The 16,206-nt window shown below is 68.1% G+C and carries 16 protein-coding genes; 12 read left to right on the plus strand and 4 right to left on the minus strand.

Annotated features, from left to right (window positions below; translation table 11 throughout):
* Positions 1-56: 56 nt before the first annotated feature.
* A complete protein-coding gene (locus OWR29_RS35020; protein WP_267567761.1) occupies positions 57-467 on the plus strand; it encodes a VOC family protein in 411 nt (136 codons plus the stop codon).
* A gap of 169 nt (positions 468-636) precedes the next feature.
* Here OWR29_RS35020 and OWR29_RS35025 read toward each other — a convergent pair whose 3' ends face one another.
* The gene (locus OWR29_RS35025) at positions 637-981 is read right to left on the minus strand and encodes a hypothetical protein (RefSeq protein ID WP_267567762.1); all 345 of its coding nucleotides are present in this window, start codon (positions 979-981) and stop codon (positions 637-639) included.
* A gap of 30 nt (positions 982-1,011) precedes the next feature.
* Positions 1,012-1,203 (minus strand): hypothetical protein, encoded by a 192-nt coding sequence (locus tag OWR29_RS35030; RefSeq protein ID WP_267567763.1) that lies wholly within the window; start codon positions 1,201-1,203, stop codon positions 1,012-1,014.
* Between the two features lie 723 nt (positions 1,204-1,926).
* On the opposite strand from OWR29_RS35030, the gene OWR29_RS35035 reads away from it, so the two are divergent.
* The 6 genes from OWR29_RS35035 to OWR29_RS35060 all read left to right on the plus strand — a co-directional run bounded on the left by OWR29_RS35035 (position 1,927) and on the right by OWR29_RS35060 (position 6,465).
* Entirely contained in the window at positions 1,927-2,796 is an 870-nt protein-coding gene (locus OWR29_RS35035) for a PhzF family phenazine biosynthesis protein (protein ID WP_267567764.1), read from the plus strand.
* 371 nt (positions 2,797-3,167) lie between these two features.
* A complete protein-coding gene (locus OWR29_RS35040; protein ID WP_267567765.1) occupies positions 3,168-3,704 on the plus strand; it encodes a cysteine hydrolase family protein in 537 nt (178 codons plus the stop codon).
* 29 nt (positions 3,705-3,733) lie between these two features.
* On the plus strand, positions 3,734-4,474 hold the full coding sequence (locus OWR29_RS35045) for a mechanosensitive ion channel domain-containing protein (RefSeq protein WP_267567766.1): 741 nt from the start codon (positions 3,734-3,736) through the stop codon (positions 4,472-4,474).
* 29 nt (positions 4,475-4,503) lie between these two features.
* Positions 4,504-4,884, plus strand: coding sequence for a YccF domain-containing protein (locus OWR29_RS35050; RefSeq protein ID WP_267567767.1), 381 nt, complete (start codon positions 4,504-4,506; stop codon positions 4,882-4,884).
* A gap of 28 nt (positions 4,885-4,912) precedes the next feature.
* Positions 4,913-5,455, plus strand: coding sequence for a dihydrofolate reductase family protein (locus OWR29_RS35055; RefSeq protein WP_267567768.1), 543 nt, complete (start codon positions 4,913-4,915; stop codon positions 5,453-5,455).
* Between the two features lie 344 nt (positions 5,456-5,799).
* Positions 5,800-6,465 (plus strand): Bax inhibitor-1/YccA family protein, encoded by a 666-nt coding sequence (locus tag OWR29_RS35060; protein WP_267567769.1) that lies wholly within the window; start codon positions 5,800-5,802, stop codon positions 6,463-6,465.
* A 43-nt stretch (positions 6,466-6,508) separates the two neighbouring features.
* Here OWR29_RS35060 and OWR29_RS35065 read toward each other — a convergent pair whose 3' ends face one another.
* On the minus strand, positions 6,509-7,192 hold the full coding sequence (locus OWR29_RS35065) for a class I SAM-dependent methyltransferase (protein WP_267567770.1): 684 nt from the start codon (positions 7,190-7,192) through the stop codon (positions 6,509-6,511).
* A gap of 362 nt (positions 7,193-7,554) precedes the next feature.
* Positions 7,555-8,718, minus strand: a complete 1,164-nt coding sequence (locus tag OWR29_RS35070) for an ROK family protein (RefSeq protein WP_267567771.1) — start codon at positions 8,716-8,718, stop codon at positions 7,555-7,557.
* 275 nt (positions 8,719-8,993) lie between these two features.
* On the opposite strand from OWR29_RS35070, the gene OWR29_RS35075 reads away from it, so the two are divergent.
* The 5 genes from OWR29_RS35075 (at position 8,994) to OWR29_RS35095 (ending at position 16,172) form a co-directional block, all read left to right on the plus strand.
* Complete coding sequence (locus OWR29_RS35075) at positions 8,994-9,821, plus strand: LacI family DNA-binding transcriptional regulator (RefSeq protein ID WP_267567773.1); 828 nt, start codon at positions 8,994-8,996, stop codon at positions 9,819-9,821.
* Positions 9,822-10,121: 300 nt separating this feature from the next.
* Positions 10,122-11,447 carry an ABC transporter substrate-binding protein gene (locus tag OWR29_RS35080; protein WP_267567774.1) on the plus strand — a complete coding sequence of 442 codons (1,326 nt, stop codon included), beginning with the start codon at positions 10,122-10,124 and terminating at the stop codon, positions 11,445-11,447.
* 92 nt (positions 11,448-11,539) lie between these two features.
* A complete protein-coding gene (locus OWR29_RS35085) occupies positions 11,540-12,361 on the plus strand; it encodes a carbohydrate ABC transporter permease (protein WP_267567775.1) in 822 nt (273 codons plus the stop codon).
* Complete coding sequence (locus OWR29_RS35090; RefSeq protein ID WP_267567776.1) at positions 12,358-13,266, plus strand: carbohydrate ABC transporter permease; 909 nt, start codon at positions 12,358-12,360, stop codon at positions 13,264-13,266. The genes OWR29_RS35085 and OWR29_RS35090 overlap by 4 nt, the downstream gene beginning before the upstream one ends.
* Positions 13,263-16,172 (plus strand): glycoside hydrolase family 2 protein, encoded by a 2,910-nt coding sequence (locus OWR29_RS35095; protein ID WP_438872700.1) that lies wholly within the window; start codon positions 13,263-13,265, stop codon positions 16,170-16,172. The genes OWR29_RS35090 and OWR29_RS35095 overlap by 4 nt, the downstream gene beginning before the upstream one ends.
* Positions 16,173-16,206 lie beyond the last annotated feature (34 nt).

Here is a 16,206-nt window from a genome sequence, read left to right on the forward strand (position 1 = left end):
CATGTTGCCTTTTAAAGTGCTCAGGAGGTGAGCACTTTTAGTCGCATGATGAGGTCATGACTTCTTCGGCACCGCTCCGCGGACTGACCACAGTGACCCTCTTCGCCGACGACCTCGACGCCGCCCGCACCTGGTACACCGAGGTGTTCGGCGTGGAGCCCTACTTCGTCCGCGAGGGCGCCTACCTCGAGTGGCGCATCGGCGACTACCAGCACGAGCTCGGCATCCTCAACAGCAAGTACGCCCCGCACCCGCACACTCCCGGCCCGGCCGGCGCCATCATCTACTGGGCCGTCGACGACGTCGAAGCCGCCCACCAGCGCCTGCTCGACCTGGGCGCCACTGAGCATGACGCCCCGACCGAACGCGGCCCCGGCTACGTGACAGCCTCAGTCCTCGACCCCTTCGGCAACGTCCTCGGCGTCATGCGAAACCAGCACTACGACGACGTGCTGGCCGCACGCTGAAGTGTCCTGCGTCGCTCCAAGGTCACTTGGCCTCGAACCAGGGCCTCCGGCTCCCGGCAGAGCGTGAACCAGACGAACGGCTCGTTCGCCAGGTGTGTTGGTCACGCGTTGCCGGCCTTGGGGCTTGGTCGCGGGTCACCTGTTTTCCTCTTCTCGAGGTCTCGCAGCCTCATTCCGAGGCTTCCTCCATGACCGTGAGCAAGATGATCGCGGCGAAGGCCAACACGAGGAAGACGATCGCGGCCAGCAGCCAGACGCCCCCGGCCAGCAGCGCGAAGGCTGCGCCCTTCCCGCTGCGCCGGCCCTGGACGAACCCGGCAACCACACCGACGAGCGCGAAAGCGAGCGGCACCGCCAGCACGATCGACACCGAGTCCGATTCCTGCCCACCGATCGTGTAAGCCCGATCGGCGACGTACAGAAACGTCACCACCGCCACGGCCAGCACGGTCAGCCCGGCAAGAACGACATCCGCGACGGGCCTGCCCTCCACCCACCGCCGGAGCCGCCCCATCCGCGCACCGTAGCCACAATCGTCAATGCCTCACGCCTCGCCGTGCGCACCGCCGTCCCAGTCACCGGGCGTGGAGTCCGGGGCCCCCGACCCGCCGCTGCCCTGATCGGCGGGCCGCGGACGGTTCCGGTTCCGGGCCCACGAGATGGTGCCGAGCACCACGACGGCCAAGACCATCAAGCCAAGAAAAATGAAGCCGGCCATCTGGATCTCCGAGGTCATGCCCGCAGCGTAGGCGCTAACGAGGCGAGCATGTGGGGCGCATGTGGTTGAGGCCGGCGTCCGGGTCAGCGTGGATCGCGATTCCCTCGGCGCCGGCCACTAAGTTGGCGGTTGCTGGCACAGCGACGCCCGCCCCGGCGATGGTGACCGAAACCTGCCGCCGCGATCGCGAGGTCGCCGACGGCCCGGCCGAGTGCGTTGAGCGTCGGAGGTGGGCTGATGTTCGGGTCGAGTGTCGCGGTGGTCGATGCTTGGGTGCGGCGTGGTGGCCGGGTCGAGTTTGTTGAGCGTCGGGGGTGGGCCGATGTTCGGGTCGAGTGTCACGGTGGTCGACGCTTGCGTGCGGCGTGACGGCCGGGTCAGTTTGTTGTGCGTCGGAGGTGGGCCGATGTTCGGGTCGTTTGTCGCGGTGGTCGACGCTTGGGTGCGGCGTGGCGGCCGGGTGGAGTTTGTTGAGCGTCGGAGGTGGGCCGATGTTCGGGTCAACAGTCACGGTGGTCGACACCTGGATGCGGCGCGACGCCCCGGTGGAGTGCGTTGAGCGTCAGAGGTGGGCCGATGTTCGGGTGTCATGGTGGTCGACGCTTGCGTGCGGCGTGACGGCCGGGTCGAGTTCTTTGGGCGTCGGAGGTGGGCCGATGTTCGGGTCGAGTGTCACGGTGGTCGACGCTTGCGTGCGGCGTGACGGCCGGGTCAAGTTTGTTGAGCGTCAGAGGTGGGCCGATGTTCGAGTCGAGTGTCATGGTGGTCGATGCTTGCGTGCGTCGTGACGGCCGGGGCGGCAGCCCTACTGCCGTCACCGACGACGACCCGGCGGCGACTGACGCGGACCGGCGGGCGGTGGTTGCCGCGGCCGGCACCTCGCACGCGGCGTTCCTCGGCGCCGGGCGAACGCCGGACGGTGGCTTGCCGGTCCGGTTCTTCACCGCCACCGCCGAACTTCCCGGCTGCGGCCACGGCACCGTCGCCGCGCAGGCCGTCCGGTTGACCCGCGCCGGGTCGGACGAGCTGAACGACCGCCAGCACACCGGCGGGCGCACGTTCGAGACCGTCGCGATCCGCCGCCCCACCGGCATCGAGGTGTGGTTCGACCAGGGTCTCATCGCGCTGCGGGACCCGTCACCGGACGAGCGTGCCGCCGTCGCCGCAGCGCTGGGGCTCACCCCGGACGACCAGCATCCGACCGACAGGCCACGGATCGCCGCGCCCGGCGCGCCGCGCTTGCTGGTGCCGGTCCACGACCGGTTGACGCTGCTGCGTATCCGCCCAGACCTCGCCCGGCTCAAGGCTGCGTGCCTGACGTACGGCCTGCTCGGCTGTTTCGTTTACGTACCGCCCGCAGCCGACCAACCAGGCGCGGCGCGGATGTTCGCCCCCGCGATCGGTGTCGACGAGGACGTAGCCAACGCCAACAGCACCGGCTGCCTGGCCGCCCACCTGCTCGACACAACGGGAGCGCAAACGGTCGAGATCGAGGTGGAGCAGGGCGACACCTTCGGTCGTCCGGCCAGCGTGCTCGCCTCGGCCCAACGCGAACCGGCAGGCATCAGAAGCCGGGTCGGCGGCCTAGCCGTCGTTCGCCACGGACACTGAGTCCCTCACGGGCCTGCTCCCCACCCGTCGCCGGATCCGCTCCATGCGCGCGGCCGTTGTACGCGTTCGCTGTCCGTTCTTGGAGCTCAGCCCGCGATGCCGCCCGTTTGCGCGCGTTTGTTGTCGTGTTGAGCGCGGCGGTCGATGGCTGGCCGTTTGCGCGCGTTCGTTGTCCGTTTGTTGAGCGCGGCGGTCGACGGCTGGCCGTTTATGCGCGTTTGCTGTCCGTTGTTGAGCGCGGCGGTCGACGGCTGGCCGTCTGCGCGCGTTTGTTGTCCGTTGTTGAGCGCGGCGACTAGTGGTTGACCATCACGCCGGCGGTTGGGGCATGATCAAGTCATCAAACGCTTACTTGCGCCTTGGAGGTCGGGATGACCAGCGCCCTTCTCGTCATGGATGTGCAGGAGGCGGTCGTCGCCCGCTATCCCGACCCGGCATACCTGCCACGCCTGGCGGAAGCGATCGCCAAGGCGCGTGCGGCGAACATTCCGGTCATCTACGTGACGGTCGGGTTCCGGGTGGGCGGGCCGGAGATCGACGCGCGCAACCGCATGTTCGGGCGGCTTGCCGGGTCGCCGTACGCCGGGCAGCCCAACCCGATCCACCCCGCTGTGGCGCCGGCCGAGGCGGACATCGTGGTCGTCAAGCGGCGGGTCAGTGCCTTCGCCGGCAGTGATCTCGAGCTCGTTCTGCGGGCTCGAGGCGTACGGGAAATTGTTTTGACCGGAATTGCGACCAGCGGCGTGGTGCTGTCGACGCTGCGGGAGGCCGCCGACCGCGACTACGAGCTGACCGTGCTGGCCGACGCGTGCCTCGACAACGATCCCGAGGTGCACCGGGTGCTCACCGAGAAGGTGTTCCCGGCCCAGGCCGACGTCACGACCACGGGGGAGTGGGCGCCCCGATAAGCTCTCGTCGCCGGACGAGGGGTGGGGTCGTGAACGAACCGTGGAAGGTGCTCGAGCAGCACGTGCGGCCCGATTTTCGCAAGTCGGTGGTGTTCGGGCTGATTGCGCTGGCCGGGCTGGTCGTCGGCACCCGGCTCGGGGACATCGACGCGCCGGGGATCCGGGAGCGGCTGATCGCCTGGGGTTGCGCGCTCGTGGTCGCGGTGTCGGGACTGATCGCCACGCGCACCGCCTCGCGCGAAGTGCACAGGATCGCGCAAGCCCGGGGCGGGGACGCCGCCGCGACGCCGCTGCGCCTGCTCGTTCAGCTGGCCGGCTACCTGATCACCGTGTTCGTGGTGTGCGACCTGGTCGGCATCGGGCTCCGCAACCTGCTCGTCGGCGGGGCGGTCACCGGCGTCATCCTCGGATTGGCCGCGCAGCCGGTGCTCAGCAATCTGTTCGCCGGACTCGTGCTGCTCTTCGCCCGCCCGTACGTGCCGGGTCAGCAGGTACGCGTGTTCTCGGGCGCGATCGGCGGGCCGCACTACGGCACGATCGTCTCGGCCGGCCTGCTCTACACGGTGCTCGACACCGCCGACGGCCCGCTCAACATCCCCAACTCGGCGCTGCTGGGCTCGGCGGTGGGCCCGTTCGACGGCGAGCCGCCCCCGTCCGACCCGGCCGTCCCCGGCGGTCCCGACGACGACAGTGACGCCGCCGCCGTCGCCACCGCGGCCGCGCTCGCCGAGGTCACCGACGAGCCGGGCCGCAAGCACAACGAGGACTGAGGCTGGCGCGGCTCAGGCATGCTTGATCTGTGCGACTGATCCTGAACATCCTGTGGTTCATCTTCGGCAGCGGCTTCATCCTGGCCATCGGCTACGGCCTGGCCGCGCTCATCTGCTTCGCCCTGATCGTGACGATCCCCTTCGGGATCGCGTCGTTGCGGCTCGCCGTCTATTCGTTGTGGCCCTTCGGTCGTACGGTGGTCAGCCGCCCCACCGCCGGCCTGGGCTCAGGAATCGGGAACATCATCTGGGTCGTCGTGGCCGGGTGGTGGCTGGCGCTCACCCACATCGCGGCCGGGATCGCCCAGTGCGTGACCATCATCGGCATCCCGTTCGGCATCGCCAACTTCAAGCTGGTGCCGGTCGCGTTCTGGCCGCTCGGCCGGGACATCGTCGACCTCGCCGATTAGTTAGCGGCGCGGCGCCGGTCTGACCGGCATGCGCAAACTCGTTCTCTACTCCCTGGTCTCGCTCGACGGCGTTGCCGAAAGCCCCGACAACTTCGTCTTCGACTTCGACGAGGCGATGGACGCCAACCTGGCCGAGGTCATCGGGCCCCAGGATGCCGTCCTGCTCGGCCGGCGCCAATACGAGGAGTGGGCCTCCTACTGGCCCACCGCCGAGCATGAGCCATTCGCCAGTTTCATCAACAGCGTTCCCAAGTACGTGTTCACGTCCGCTCAACCGACGTCGGAGTGGCACAACACGACAGTCGTGACCACCGACGCGTCCGCATACGTCCGCGACCTCAAGAATCGACCCGGCGGCGACATCGGTTTGCACGGCAGCCTCAGCCTTGCCCGCTCCCTGCTCGCGTCCGGCCTGATCGACCAGCTCCGTCTTGTGGTCTACCCCACGCTGGCCGGAACCGGCCGCAAACTGTTCGTCGAGGACAAGACCGTGCACAAATTGACACTGAAACGCGCAGTGTCCACACCCTCCGGTGGTTTGCTGCTCGACTACGACGTTCCTCACTCGTAGGCGGTGGCGCTTGGGTGCGTCCGTCGGGCATGGCTGGCAGGTCCGGTTTCGGCGTTCGCCGTGTCAGCCGGGGTCGTTGCCGGCGGCGCTCGGGTGCAGCCGTCGTGGTCGATCCAGATCTCGCTTCGTGGTGTGCCTGCGCGGTTGTGAGCAGCGGCACGCGGGCAACGCCGTCCGCTGACCTGTTCGCCCGTGGCAGGTTGCCGGCTTCGTGAGCAGCGACACCCCATCGCGGCCGCTGCCCGGCGGCGCCGGTGGGGTACCTGGGCGATGACCCGGGACCGGCGTCAACACCAGGGACTCTCCCTGGTTCGGCCCGCGGGTGAGAGGGCCAGAGTGAAGTCATGGACGACTCCATCGCGTACCGCCCGGCGGGCTACGCCACCCGGGACCAGAGCCACATCCTGTTCGCCCAGACGATGCTGTTCGTCGCGGGCACCGCCGCGCTGTTCGCGCTCGGCGCCTACCTGGGCCGCGACTTCGGTGGCGGCGGCGCCATCATCGCGTACATCGTCTCGTTCGCCGCCCTGATCGGCATGCAGTTCTCGGCCCGCCGCAGCCGCGAAGTGACGATCGGCCTGCTGGCCCTCTTCGGCCTGTTCATCGGCCTGGCGGTGGCCCCCACGCTGTCGTACTACGCCAGCCAGGACCCGCAGGCCCTCTGGCAGTCCGGCGGCGCGACGGCCCTGTTCATCGCCGGTTTCGGCGCCGCCGGCTACGCCACCCGCCGTGACCTGTCGGCGCTGGCCCGCTATGCCTTCTGGGCGCTGGTGGCGCTGATCGGCTTCGGCATCGTGCTCATCTTCGTCAACATCCCGAACGGCGCCCTGATCTACGCCGTGCTGGGCCTGGTCATCTTCGCCGCCCTCACGATGATCGACTTCCAGCGCCTGCGCCGGAACACCGACCTCAACTCGGCCCCGCTGATCGCCGCCTCGATCTTCCTCGACATCCTCAACGTCTTCTTGTTCTTCCTCCAGATCTTCGGAGGCCGCTCCAGCGACCGCTGACGGTTCGATTCGGCCCCACTTGGGCGGGCGGCGACGGCTTCGATCAGTTTCTGGTCGTCGGGTGTGCGATGAGTACGGCTCCCGGAGAGCTTCCATCCGGATCGAGAAGCATCTGCGCGTCGACCGTGAAACCGGCGTCGCGCAGCCAGGTGGCCATCTGCTCGGGCTGTCGGCGATGGACGTAGACCTTCATCGGAAGGCCGCCGTACCCCTCCGTCTTCAGCCGGGACTGGGCGCCGACATGAAAGCCGATCAATACTGGTCCGCCCGGCCGGAGCACACGCCGGAAGTGGTCGAAGACCGTGGGGATCGCGTCGTCCGGGATGTGGATCAACGACCAGAAAGCGAGCAACCCAGCGACCGAGCAGTCGGCAAGCGGAAGATCCGTCATCGAGCCGACCTCGAACCGCAGGCCCGGGTGGTCCTGCCGGGCGATGTCGACCATAGCGGGCGACAGGTCCATGCCGAATGCCTCGACACCGTGGGCCTGGAGGTGGGCGGTGACATGTCCAGGGCCGCAGCCGAGGTCGGCCACTGGCCCGCCGCCGGCCGCGTGGACGAGGTCAGTGAACAGCGCCAGAACAGCGCGCAGGTACGGCTCCTTGACCAACGAGTCACGGACGAAGTCGGCATAACTGGCGGCGACGGTGTCGTACGACGTCCGGGTGTCGGCCAGCCAATCGTCCGTACTCCGGCCCGGATCTGATGTGTTGCCGTCCTCGAGCACCGTAAGCCCCCATCGTCCACCGAAGACTGGTTTCGATCTCCGGCCGCGCACGGTATCAGCCTGCGCAGACGACACCGAACAACCCGTCAGGTCTGGTCGCGGGCCATGGGGTCACTGCGGAATCGTCAAGATCTGCTGATCAGGTGGGTCGTTTCCGCAGGGTGGGCCGGTGGCCGGTAGTCGGTTCGCCGGTTTCGGTGCCGACGGCGAGGAGGGCGGAGTTGAGCGCCAGGCGTTCGGCCGGTGGCGGAAAGTCGGCGCGGGCGTCGGTCTTGTTGAGAGGCGGTTTGCCGAAGGGCGGGACGATGGTGGGCGGTTCTGCGGAGGCGGCGGGAGTGGGCTCGGCTGCGGGAGTCGCTCGTTCAGCGGGACGGGGCCGTGAGTGACGGAGTGTGGCCGGGAGCGATCGAGGCCTGCACGACCAGGGCGGCGGCGCCGATGGCGGCGGCGTCCCGGGGCTGGGCGGAGAGGTCGACGGTGATCTCGTGCCGGTGGCGGGCGTGAGCGGTGGCGGCCAGGTGGGTGCGCAGGCGGCGGGCGTAGATGGAGCCGGCCACGGCCATGCCGGGGCCGGTGAGCACCAAACGGCCGAGGTCGAGCAGGTTCACCATGGAGGTGACGGCCACGGCGAGGTAGGCGGCGGCCTGGTCCACGAACTCGAAGGCGGCGTGATCTCCGCTTACCGCGGCGCGCGCCAGTGCGTCGTACGCGCTGGAAACCGAACCGCCCAAGCGCAAGCGGGACGACAGGTCCTGATCGGCGCGCGCGGCCTCGACCGTGGCGGCCATCGACGCGTACCTTTCGACGCAGCCCGTGTTGCCGCAGGGGCAGGGCCTTCCGTCGTACGCGATGGAGAGGTGGCCGAGTTCGCCGGCGTCGAAGCTCGTGCCGCGGAACAGCGCGCCGCCGAAGACCAGGCCCGCGCCGACGCCGGTGGAGAGGTAGACGCAGCCGAACGACTGATCGCGCGAGACGCGACGGCTCCAGAACTCGCCGAGCGCGGCCGCGGCCGAGTCGTTCTCGATCAGCACGGGGATGCCGAGGCGGCCGGACAGCACGGTGGCCCACTCGGGGGAGACGCGTGCGGCCGGGGCGACAACGGCCAAGCCCTCGACGCGGTCGCGAGGCAGGTCCAGGCCGGCCGCGAAGTCGTCGAAGCGGGCGGCCAGCAGATCAGGGTCGGGGGAGCCGTCGAGCGGCACCACCTCGCGGCCGACCACGCCGCCGGTGAGGTCGACGGCCACCGAGGTCACGGTGTCGGGGCCGAGGTGGAAGCCGATGCCGAACCGGCTACCGGGCGCGATGGCGAGCAGCTTGCGGGGCGCGCCGCGCACCGAATCGGCCGAGCCGGACTCGAGGATCACGCCGTCGGCGATCAGGTCGCGGACGATGAGCGAGATCGACGGCTGGGTGAGCCCGGTCAACTCCGCCAGCTCGACCCGGCTGACGGCGACGGCCGACCGCACGACGTCCACGACGAGGGCGCGGCTGCCCGGCCCGGCCGCGGGCGCTTCTCGACGTGCCATGCGTGTTCGCGTCCCCGTCTCTGATCGTCCGCCGTCGCGCGTGAACGGCCATGTGTTGTTCGTTTATGGCCGCCGCGCGTAAACGGCCAAGTCTTGTTCACTTGTCCATCGCTGCACGCAACCGGTCAAGTCTTGTTCGTTTGTAGTACGCCGCTGTGCGCCACGGCCATGAGTTGAGCGTTCGTGGCCGTGGCGCGCACAGTCGGCCAGGTCTTGTTCGTTTCTTGCCGCCCCGCGTGATCGGCCGGACCGGCTCCAGGCGTTACCGTACCCGTGTGACACAGGCGCAGCGGCGGGTCGGGCTCGTGCTCGCGCGTGCCTCGCGGGTGCTCGGCGAGGAACCGTACTACCACGAGTTCCTTGAAGGGCTCGAACGCGTGCTCACTCCCGCGGGCGTGTCGGTGCTGGTCACGGTGGTCACCGACCGCGAGGCCGAGACCGCCGTCTACGAACGGTGGGCCGCCGAGGGGCGTGTCGACGGCGTGGTGCTGGTCGACCTGGCGCCCGACGACTCCCGGGTCGAGTTGATCGCGCGGCTCGGGCTCCCGGCGGTCGTGCTGGGCGCACCGTCCACTGCCTCGGGGCTGCCGACGGTTTGGACCGACGACGCCGGCTGGGCGCAGGAAGCTGTTCGTTTCCTGGCCGAACGTGGTCATTCGCTCATCGGCCACATCAGCGGCCCGCACACCTTCGCGCACACCCAACTGCGTCAGTCCGGAGCTGAGGGCGAGGCCACCGCCCGGGGTTTGACACTGCTGGTGGCCGAGGGCGATTACTCGTACGAGTCGGGCCGGACCGCCACGGCCGAATTGTTGCCCCAGGGGCCCACCGCGCTGATCTGCGACAACGACCTGATGGCGCTGGCCGCCCTGGACGAGCTGCGCGAGCGCGGGCTGGCCGTGCCGGACGACGTCTCGGTCGTAGCCTGGGACGACTCCGCCCTGTGCCAACTGGCGACGCCGCCGTTGTCCGCGATGAGCCACGACGTCGGCCGCATCGGCGAGCTGGCCGGGGGAGCGCTCCTCGACGCCATGGCCGGCAAGCCTCCCACCGTCTACGAGGCGCCGGCCGCCCATATCGTCGCCCGGGCCAGCACGAACTGACCTCGGCGGGGGCTGGCGTCTACGACGGCCTGCCGCGCGGCATCGTTGACGACCGGCTGTCGTCGTCGACGCGCGCTCATGCGTGCGCTTCGGGCGCAGCAGAGCAAGCCAGCCGGGAGACGCCGCCTCGCGCTGCGGCCCGGCCTCCGGCACCTTGATCATCGTCCTCACACAAATCCTCAGTCGGCTCTGAGCTGCTGCGATGTGGCCAAGCAAGCACTTAAATTATTAATCTAACCTTGACAGCGACGCAACGTGCGTCACATGCTGGGCGCCCTACAGCGGTACCGCATTCGATGAATGGGCGGCAGCATGATTAATAGAAGGCACTTCCTCGAGCTGGGCGTGGCGGCCACCGCACTCGCCCTGGTGGCCGGGTGCACCGGTGGGGCGGGCGGCGACGAGGGTCCCGCAGCGTCCGGCGGCGAGGTAACCGGCGAGATCACGGTGCTCACCAATCGCACCGACCTGGCCGAGTCGACCCTTCCGGCGTACGCGAAGAAGTTCGAAGCCAAATACCCGGGCACCAAGGTCAGCTTCGAGGCGGTGACCAATTACGAGGGTGACGTCACCACGCAGCTCAGCTCGGGCGACTACGGCGACGTCCTGCTCATCCCCAACACCGTGGCCGTCGATCAGCTCGGCCAGTTTTTCGAGCCGCTGGGCAGCACCGAGGAGCTGAAGGCGAAGTACCGGTTCGTCGACGAGAAGGCCTTCGACGGTCAGGTGTACGGACTGTCGCTCGGCGGCGTCGCCAACGGCCTGGTCGTGAACAAGCGCATCTGGCAGCAGGCCGGCATCACGGCCCCGCCGAAGACCACCGAGGACTTCCTGGCCGGGCTGTCGAAGATCAAGAGCCAGACCGGTGCGGTTCCGTTCTACACGAACTACAAGGACGGCTGGCCGCTCAGTTTCTTCAACAGCCAGCGCGCGATAGTGGCCGATCCGGCCATCAACGACAAGTTCCCGACGGATGCCTCGCCCTGGCAGCCCGGAAAGATCGAGTACGTCACGGACGGTCTGCTGTTCGACATCGTGCACGGCGGGCTGAGCGAGAAGGACCCGCTGACGACGAATTGGGAAGGCTCCAAGCCGATGATCGCCACCGGCAAGGTCGCCACCATGCTGCTCGGCTCGTGGGCGGTGCCGCAGATGAAGGACGCGGCCAAGGCGGCCGGTGCCAACCCGGACGACATCGCGTTCTGGCCGTTCCCGTACCAGACCGGCGGCAAGTTCCACGCGCGCATCGAGGGCGACTACAAGGCGGCGGTCAGCAAGTCGTCGGACAACAAGGCGACGGCTCGGGCCTGGCTCGACTGGTTCGTCAACGAGTCCGCATTCGCCGCCGATCAGGAAGCGATTCCGCCCGCTCTCGGTCAGCCGCTGCCCGCCTCGCTCAAGGCCTTCCAGGACACGGGGGTCGAGCTGCTCGAGCTCCCGGCCGCGACCACGAACGCCGGCAAGGAGGACGAGATCATCAAGGAGTCGGAGATCGACCTGGCCGGCAACATCTACCGCCAGAAGTTGGTCGACATTGCGCGCGGCGCGGCTAAGGGCGACAAGAACTCGTACTTCGCCGATCTCAACAAGCGCTGGAGCGACGCCCAGGCCCGGATCATGAAATGACAGCGCTGCTCGAACGGCCACCTGAGCGAGTCGCCCAGCCAACGCCGAAAACGCGCAGGATCGCTACGCACTGGTTGTACCTGGGGCCGGCCGTGGCACTGCTCATCACGTTCACGTACGTGCCCGTCGGCAACATGATCTGGTACAGCTTCCACAAGTGGGACGGCCTGGACCTCACCATGGACCCGGTCGGCTGGGACAACTACGTCCGGGTGTTCACTGATGAGCGCTATTGGCGCGTGTTCCTGATCAGCCTGTACTACTTCGTCGCCTCGTTCGCGCAGATCGCCATCGCCCTGTACTTCGCGGTCGTGTTGTCGTTCAGCACCCGGTTCCGCAATCTGTTCAAGGGCATCCTGTTCTTCCCGTACCTGCTGAACGGGGTGGCCGTCGGGTTCGTCTTCCTCTACCTGTTCCAGCCCGGCGGCACTCTCGACAGCGTCCTGGAACTGGTCGGGCTGGGTTCGCAGACGCGGCAGTGGCTGGGCGACCCGGACGTCGCGAACATCTCGCTGGCCGGCACGTCGGTGTGGCGGTTCACGGGGCTGAGCTTCGTGCTTTTCCTGGGCGCTATCCAGTCGATCCCGAACGAGATCTACGAGGCGGCCGACCTCGATGGCGCGAACCGGTGGCACCAGTTCCGGTACATCATCGCGCCGGGCATCCGCCGCATCATCAGCCTGAGCTTCATCCTGGCGATCTCCGGCAGCCTGGCCGTCTTCGAGATCCCGTTCATCATGACCGGCGGCGCCAACGGCACTCGCACGTTCGTCATTCAGGCCTACGAGACCGCTTTCCAGTTCCGGCAGATCGGGCTCGCGTCGGCCATGGCCGTGGTGCTGCTGCTCGTCGTCCTGGTGATCACCTGGATCCAGCGCCGGCTGATCCCCGACGACGAGGTGAGCCTGTCATGACGCACGTTCGTGCAACAACGAACAACAGCGTGCAGAATCCGCGCAATGGTTCGAGCGCCGCCGGTCGGCGTGCCGGGCGGGGGATCGCGAAGGTGGCGGTCGCCGGCAAGTACGCGTCACTTGTGGTCGCTTCGATCGTCGTGCTCGTCCCGTTGGTCGTTGTGTTGTTCGCCGCGTTCAAGACGCACGCCGAATACAGCACGTCCGGGCCGTTGACGCCGCCGCGGGACTGGTTCAACTTCGACAACTTCGCGACCGCCTGGTCCAAGGGGCACATGCTCCGGGGCTTCTGGAACACCACGGTCATCCTGGTCATCTCGCTGACCGGCACCGTTTTCGTGGGCACCCTGGCCGCGTACGCAATCAGCCGTTTCTCTTTCGCCCTCAAACGCGTAGTGCTGGGGCTGTTTCTGGTGGCGGCGCTCGTGCCGGGCGTCACCACGCAGGTGGCTACTTACCAGATCGTCAAGTCGATGGGCCTGGTCAACACCCCGTGGGCGGCGATCGTGCTGTTCCTCGGCACGGACATCGTTTCGATCTACATCTTCATCCAATTCATGCAGTCCATACCGCGCAGCCTCGACGAAGCGGCGGTGATCGACGGCGCCAACCGCTTCACCGTCTACCGCAAGATCGTGCTGCCGCTCATGCGGCCGGCCATCGCCACCGTCGTGATCATCAAGGGCATCGCGATCTACAACGAGTTCTACATTCCGTTCCTCTACATGCGCTCGCCCGAGTTGAACGTCATCTCGACGGCGCTGTTCCGCTTCAAAGGACCGTACGGCGCGCAGTGGGAGACGATCGCGGCCTGCACGATGATCGTCATCCTGCCCACGGTCGTCATCTTCCTGCTGCTGCAACGGTTCATCTACAACGGCGTCACCGCGGGAGCGACCAAGTGAGCAGAATCGAGCAACACCTGGACGGAACGTGGACACTCGGCGGTCCACCCGGACAGATTCGAGCAACCGTTCCCGGCTGTGTGCACACGGACCTGCTCGCCGCAGGCAAGATCGTCGACCCCTTCCTGGGTGAGAACGAGAAGGCCGTGGACTGGGTCGGGCGGGCCAACTGGGTCTACGAGCGGGACATTGCCTGGGACGGGCCGCGTCCCGACCGGATCGACCTGGTCTTCGACGGCCTCGACACGGTGGCCGACATCGAGCTCGACGGGGTGGTTCTCGGCTCGACGCGCAACATGCACCGCAGCTACCGCTTCGACATCACCGACCAACTTGGCGACGGTCCGCTTCCGCTACGGGTGCGGTTCACGTCAACCTACACCGAGGCCGAGCGCTTGCAGGCGCAGCTCGGCCCGCGCCCGAACGCCTACCCCGAACCGTTCAACTTCGTGCGCAAGATGGCGTGCAGCTTCGGCTGGGACTGGGGCCCGACCCTGGTCACCGCCGGCATCTGGCGCAACGTCCGCCTCGAGGGCTGGAACACCGCTCGCCTGCGTTCGGTCAAACCCCTTTCCACGTACGCCGATGGGCGCGGCCACCTCGACCTGACCCTCGACATCGAGCGAACCGACATCGAGCGTGCAGGCGTTGAGCGATTCGACGCTCAGCGCGCAGGTGTTGAGCGAATGGACGCTCAGCGCGCGGGTGCTGAGCGAATGGACGCTGAGCGTGCAGGTGTTGAGCGATTCGACGCTGAGCGTGCAGGTGTTGAGCGATTCGACGCTGAGCGCGCGGGTGTTGAGCGATTCGACGCTGAGCGCGCGGGTGTTGAGCGAATGGACGCTGAGCGGGCGGGTCTCGGCGACGGCGGGCTTCGAGTGCTCGTTTCGTTGGACGGTCGTGTCGTCTTCGACGGGGCGTTCGCCGAGACGGTGACGCTCGAGGACGAGCGGGTGGAGCCTTGGAACCCGCGCGGTTACGGGGACGCCAACCTGTACGACTTGTGCGTGGTTCTGCTCGAAGGTGACGTCGAGCTTGATCGGTGGGAGCGGCGCGTCGGCTTCCGTACCGTCGACATCGATCGGGACGGCGGGGCGTTCGTCTTCCAGGTCAACGAGCAGCCGGTGTTCGTCAAGGGCGTCAACTGGATCCCGGACGACATCTTTCCGTCACGGATGACCCGGGAGCGGTACGCCCTGCGGCTGGGGCAGGCGGCCGCGGCCGGGGTCAACCTCGTGCGGATCTGGGGCGGCGGGATTTACGAGAGCCGTGACTTCTACGAGGTGTGCGACGAGCTCGGCCTGATGGTGTGGCAGGACTTCTTGTTCGCCTGCGCCTGCTACCCCGAGGAGGAGCCGCTGCACTCGGAGGTCGTCGCGGAGGCACGGGAGAACGTCGTCCGTCTGGCGCCGCATCCGAGCCTGGTCGCTTGGAACGGTAACAACGAGAACCTGTGGCTGTACGGCGCGGACGACTGGGCGTCACGGCCCGGCGGCGACCTGAGCTGGGGCGAGACCTACTACCTGAAGACGCTGCCGGACATCGTCTCCGAGCTGGACCCGTCGCGGCCGTACATGGCGGGCAGCCCCTGGTCAGGGTCGTGGGAGCACGAGCCCAATTCAACCGAACACGGAACCTTCCACTCGTGGGATGTCTGGAACCGCGAGGACTACCTGAACTACCGCGAATCGGCGCCGCGTTTCGTGGCCGAGTTCGGCTGGCAGGCTCCGCCGGCCTGGCGCACGCTGCGCGAGGCGGTCACGGACGAGCCGATGCGGCCCGACTCGCCCGGAGTGCTGCACCATCAAAAGGCGATCGACGGCAACGGCAAGCTCGCGCGCGGCCTTGCCCACCACTTCCCGGAGCCGGGCAGCACCGAGGCGTGGCACTTCCTGACCCAGCTCAATCAGGTGCGAGCGGTGCGAACCGGCATCGCGCACTGGCGATCGCACTGGCCGCACACCGGCGGCACGATCCTGTGGCAGCTCAACGATCTGTGGCCGGTCATCTCGTGGGCCGCGATCGACGGGGCCGGCCGGTACAAGCCGCTCTACTTCGAGATGCGGTCGCTTTACGCCGAGCGGTCGGTGACCATCCAGCCGCGCGACGGCGGACTGGTCGTGGCCGTCATGAACGACCGCGCGCACAAATGGACAACTTCTGTGCGTGTTGAGCGAATGAGCAGTCGCGGTGTCCGACTGTGCACGTTCGAAACGGCCGTTGATGTCGCACCTCGAGCGAATGTGCTAGTTCCGATCCCCAGCGACTTGACCGCGGATGACGGCGACCCGTCGGACTTCCTGGTCGTGCGCGCGGCTGCTCCGGCGGTTGAGGGCACCCTGGCTGAGGGCGCGCTCGCTGGGGGCGCGTCGGCTGGGGGCGTGCTGGCTGGGGGCGCGTCGGCTGAGGGCGCGCTGGCTGGGGGCGCCCCGGCTGGGGGCGTGCTGGCTGAGGGCGCGCTAATTGGGGGCTTGCTGGCTGAGGGCGCCCCGGCTGGGGGCACGCCGGCTGAGCAAACGCCGGCTGGGGACGCTCAGGGCCGCGCACGGTTGCTCGAACGTGCAGAGAACGAGCATGTCCGTGCAACACCGGCCGGCGATGTGCGCGCGAACGACGTACGGGACCTGTGGTTCTTTCAGGACTTTCACCTGGACGACCCGGGGCTGACCGTGACGGTGGACGTCGTGCCCGACGGTCTTGACGTCACGGTGCGGGCCGCGGGGCTCGCGCGCGACGTGCTCCTGCAGCCCGACCGCATCCATCCGGCCGCGACCGTCGATCAGGGCTTCGTCACCCTGCTTCCCGGTGAGACGACCACTTTCCGCGTACGAGGAACGGCCGGCCTCGATGCCGCGCTGGTCAAAGCTCCGTGGGTCCTGACCGATCTGGCGACGGTCCTGCGGTAGGCGCTCCGCCTCAGGTCGGTGACAGCGCGCCGGC

Source organism: Paractinoplanes pyxinae (genome assembly GCF_026626335.1).
GTDB classification, from domain to species: Bacteria; Actinomycetota; Actinomycetes; order Mycobacteriales; family Micromonosporaceae; genus Actinoplanes; species Actinoplanes pyxinae.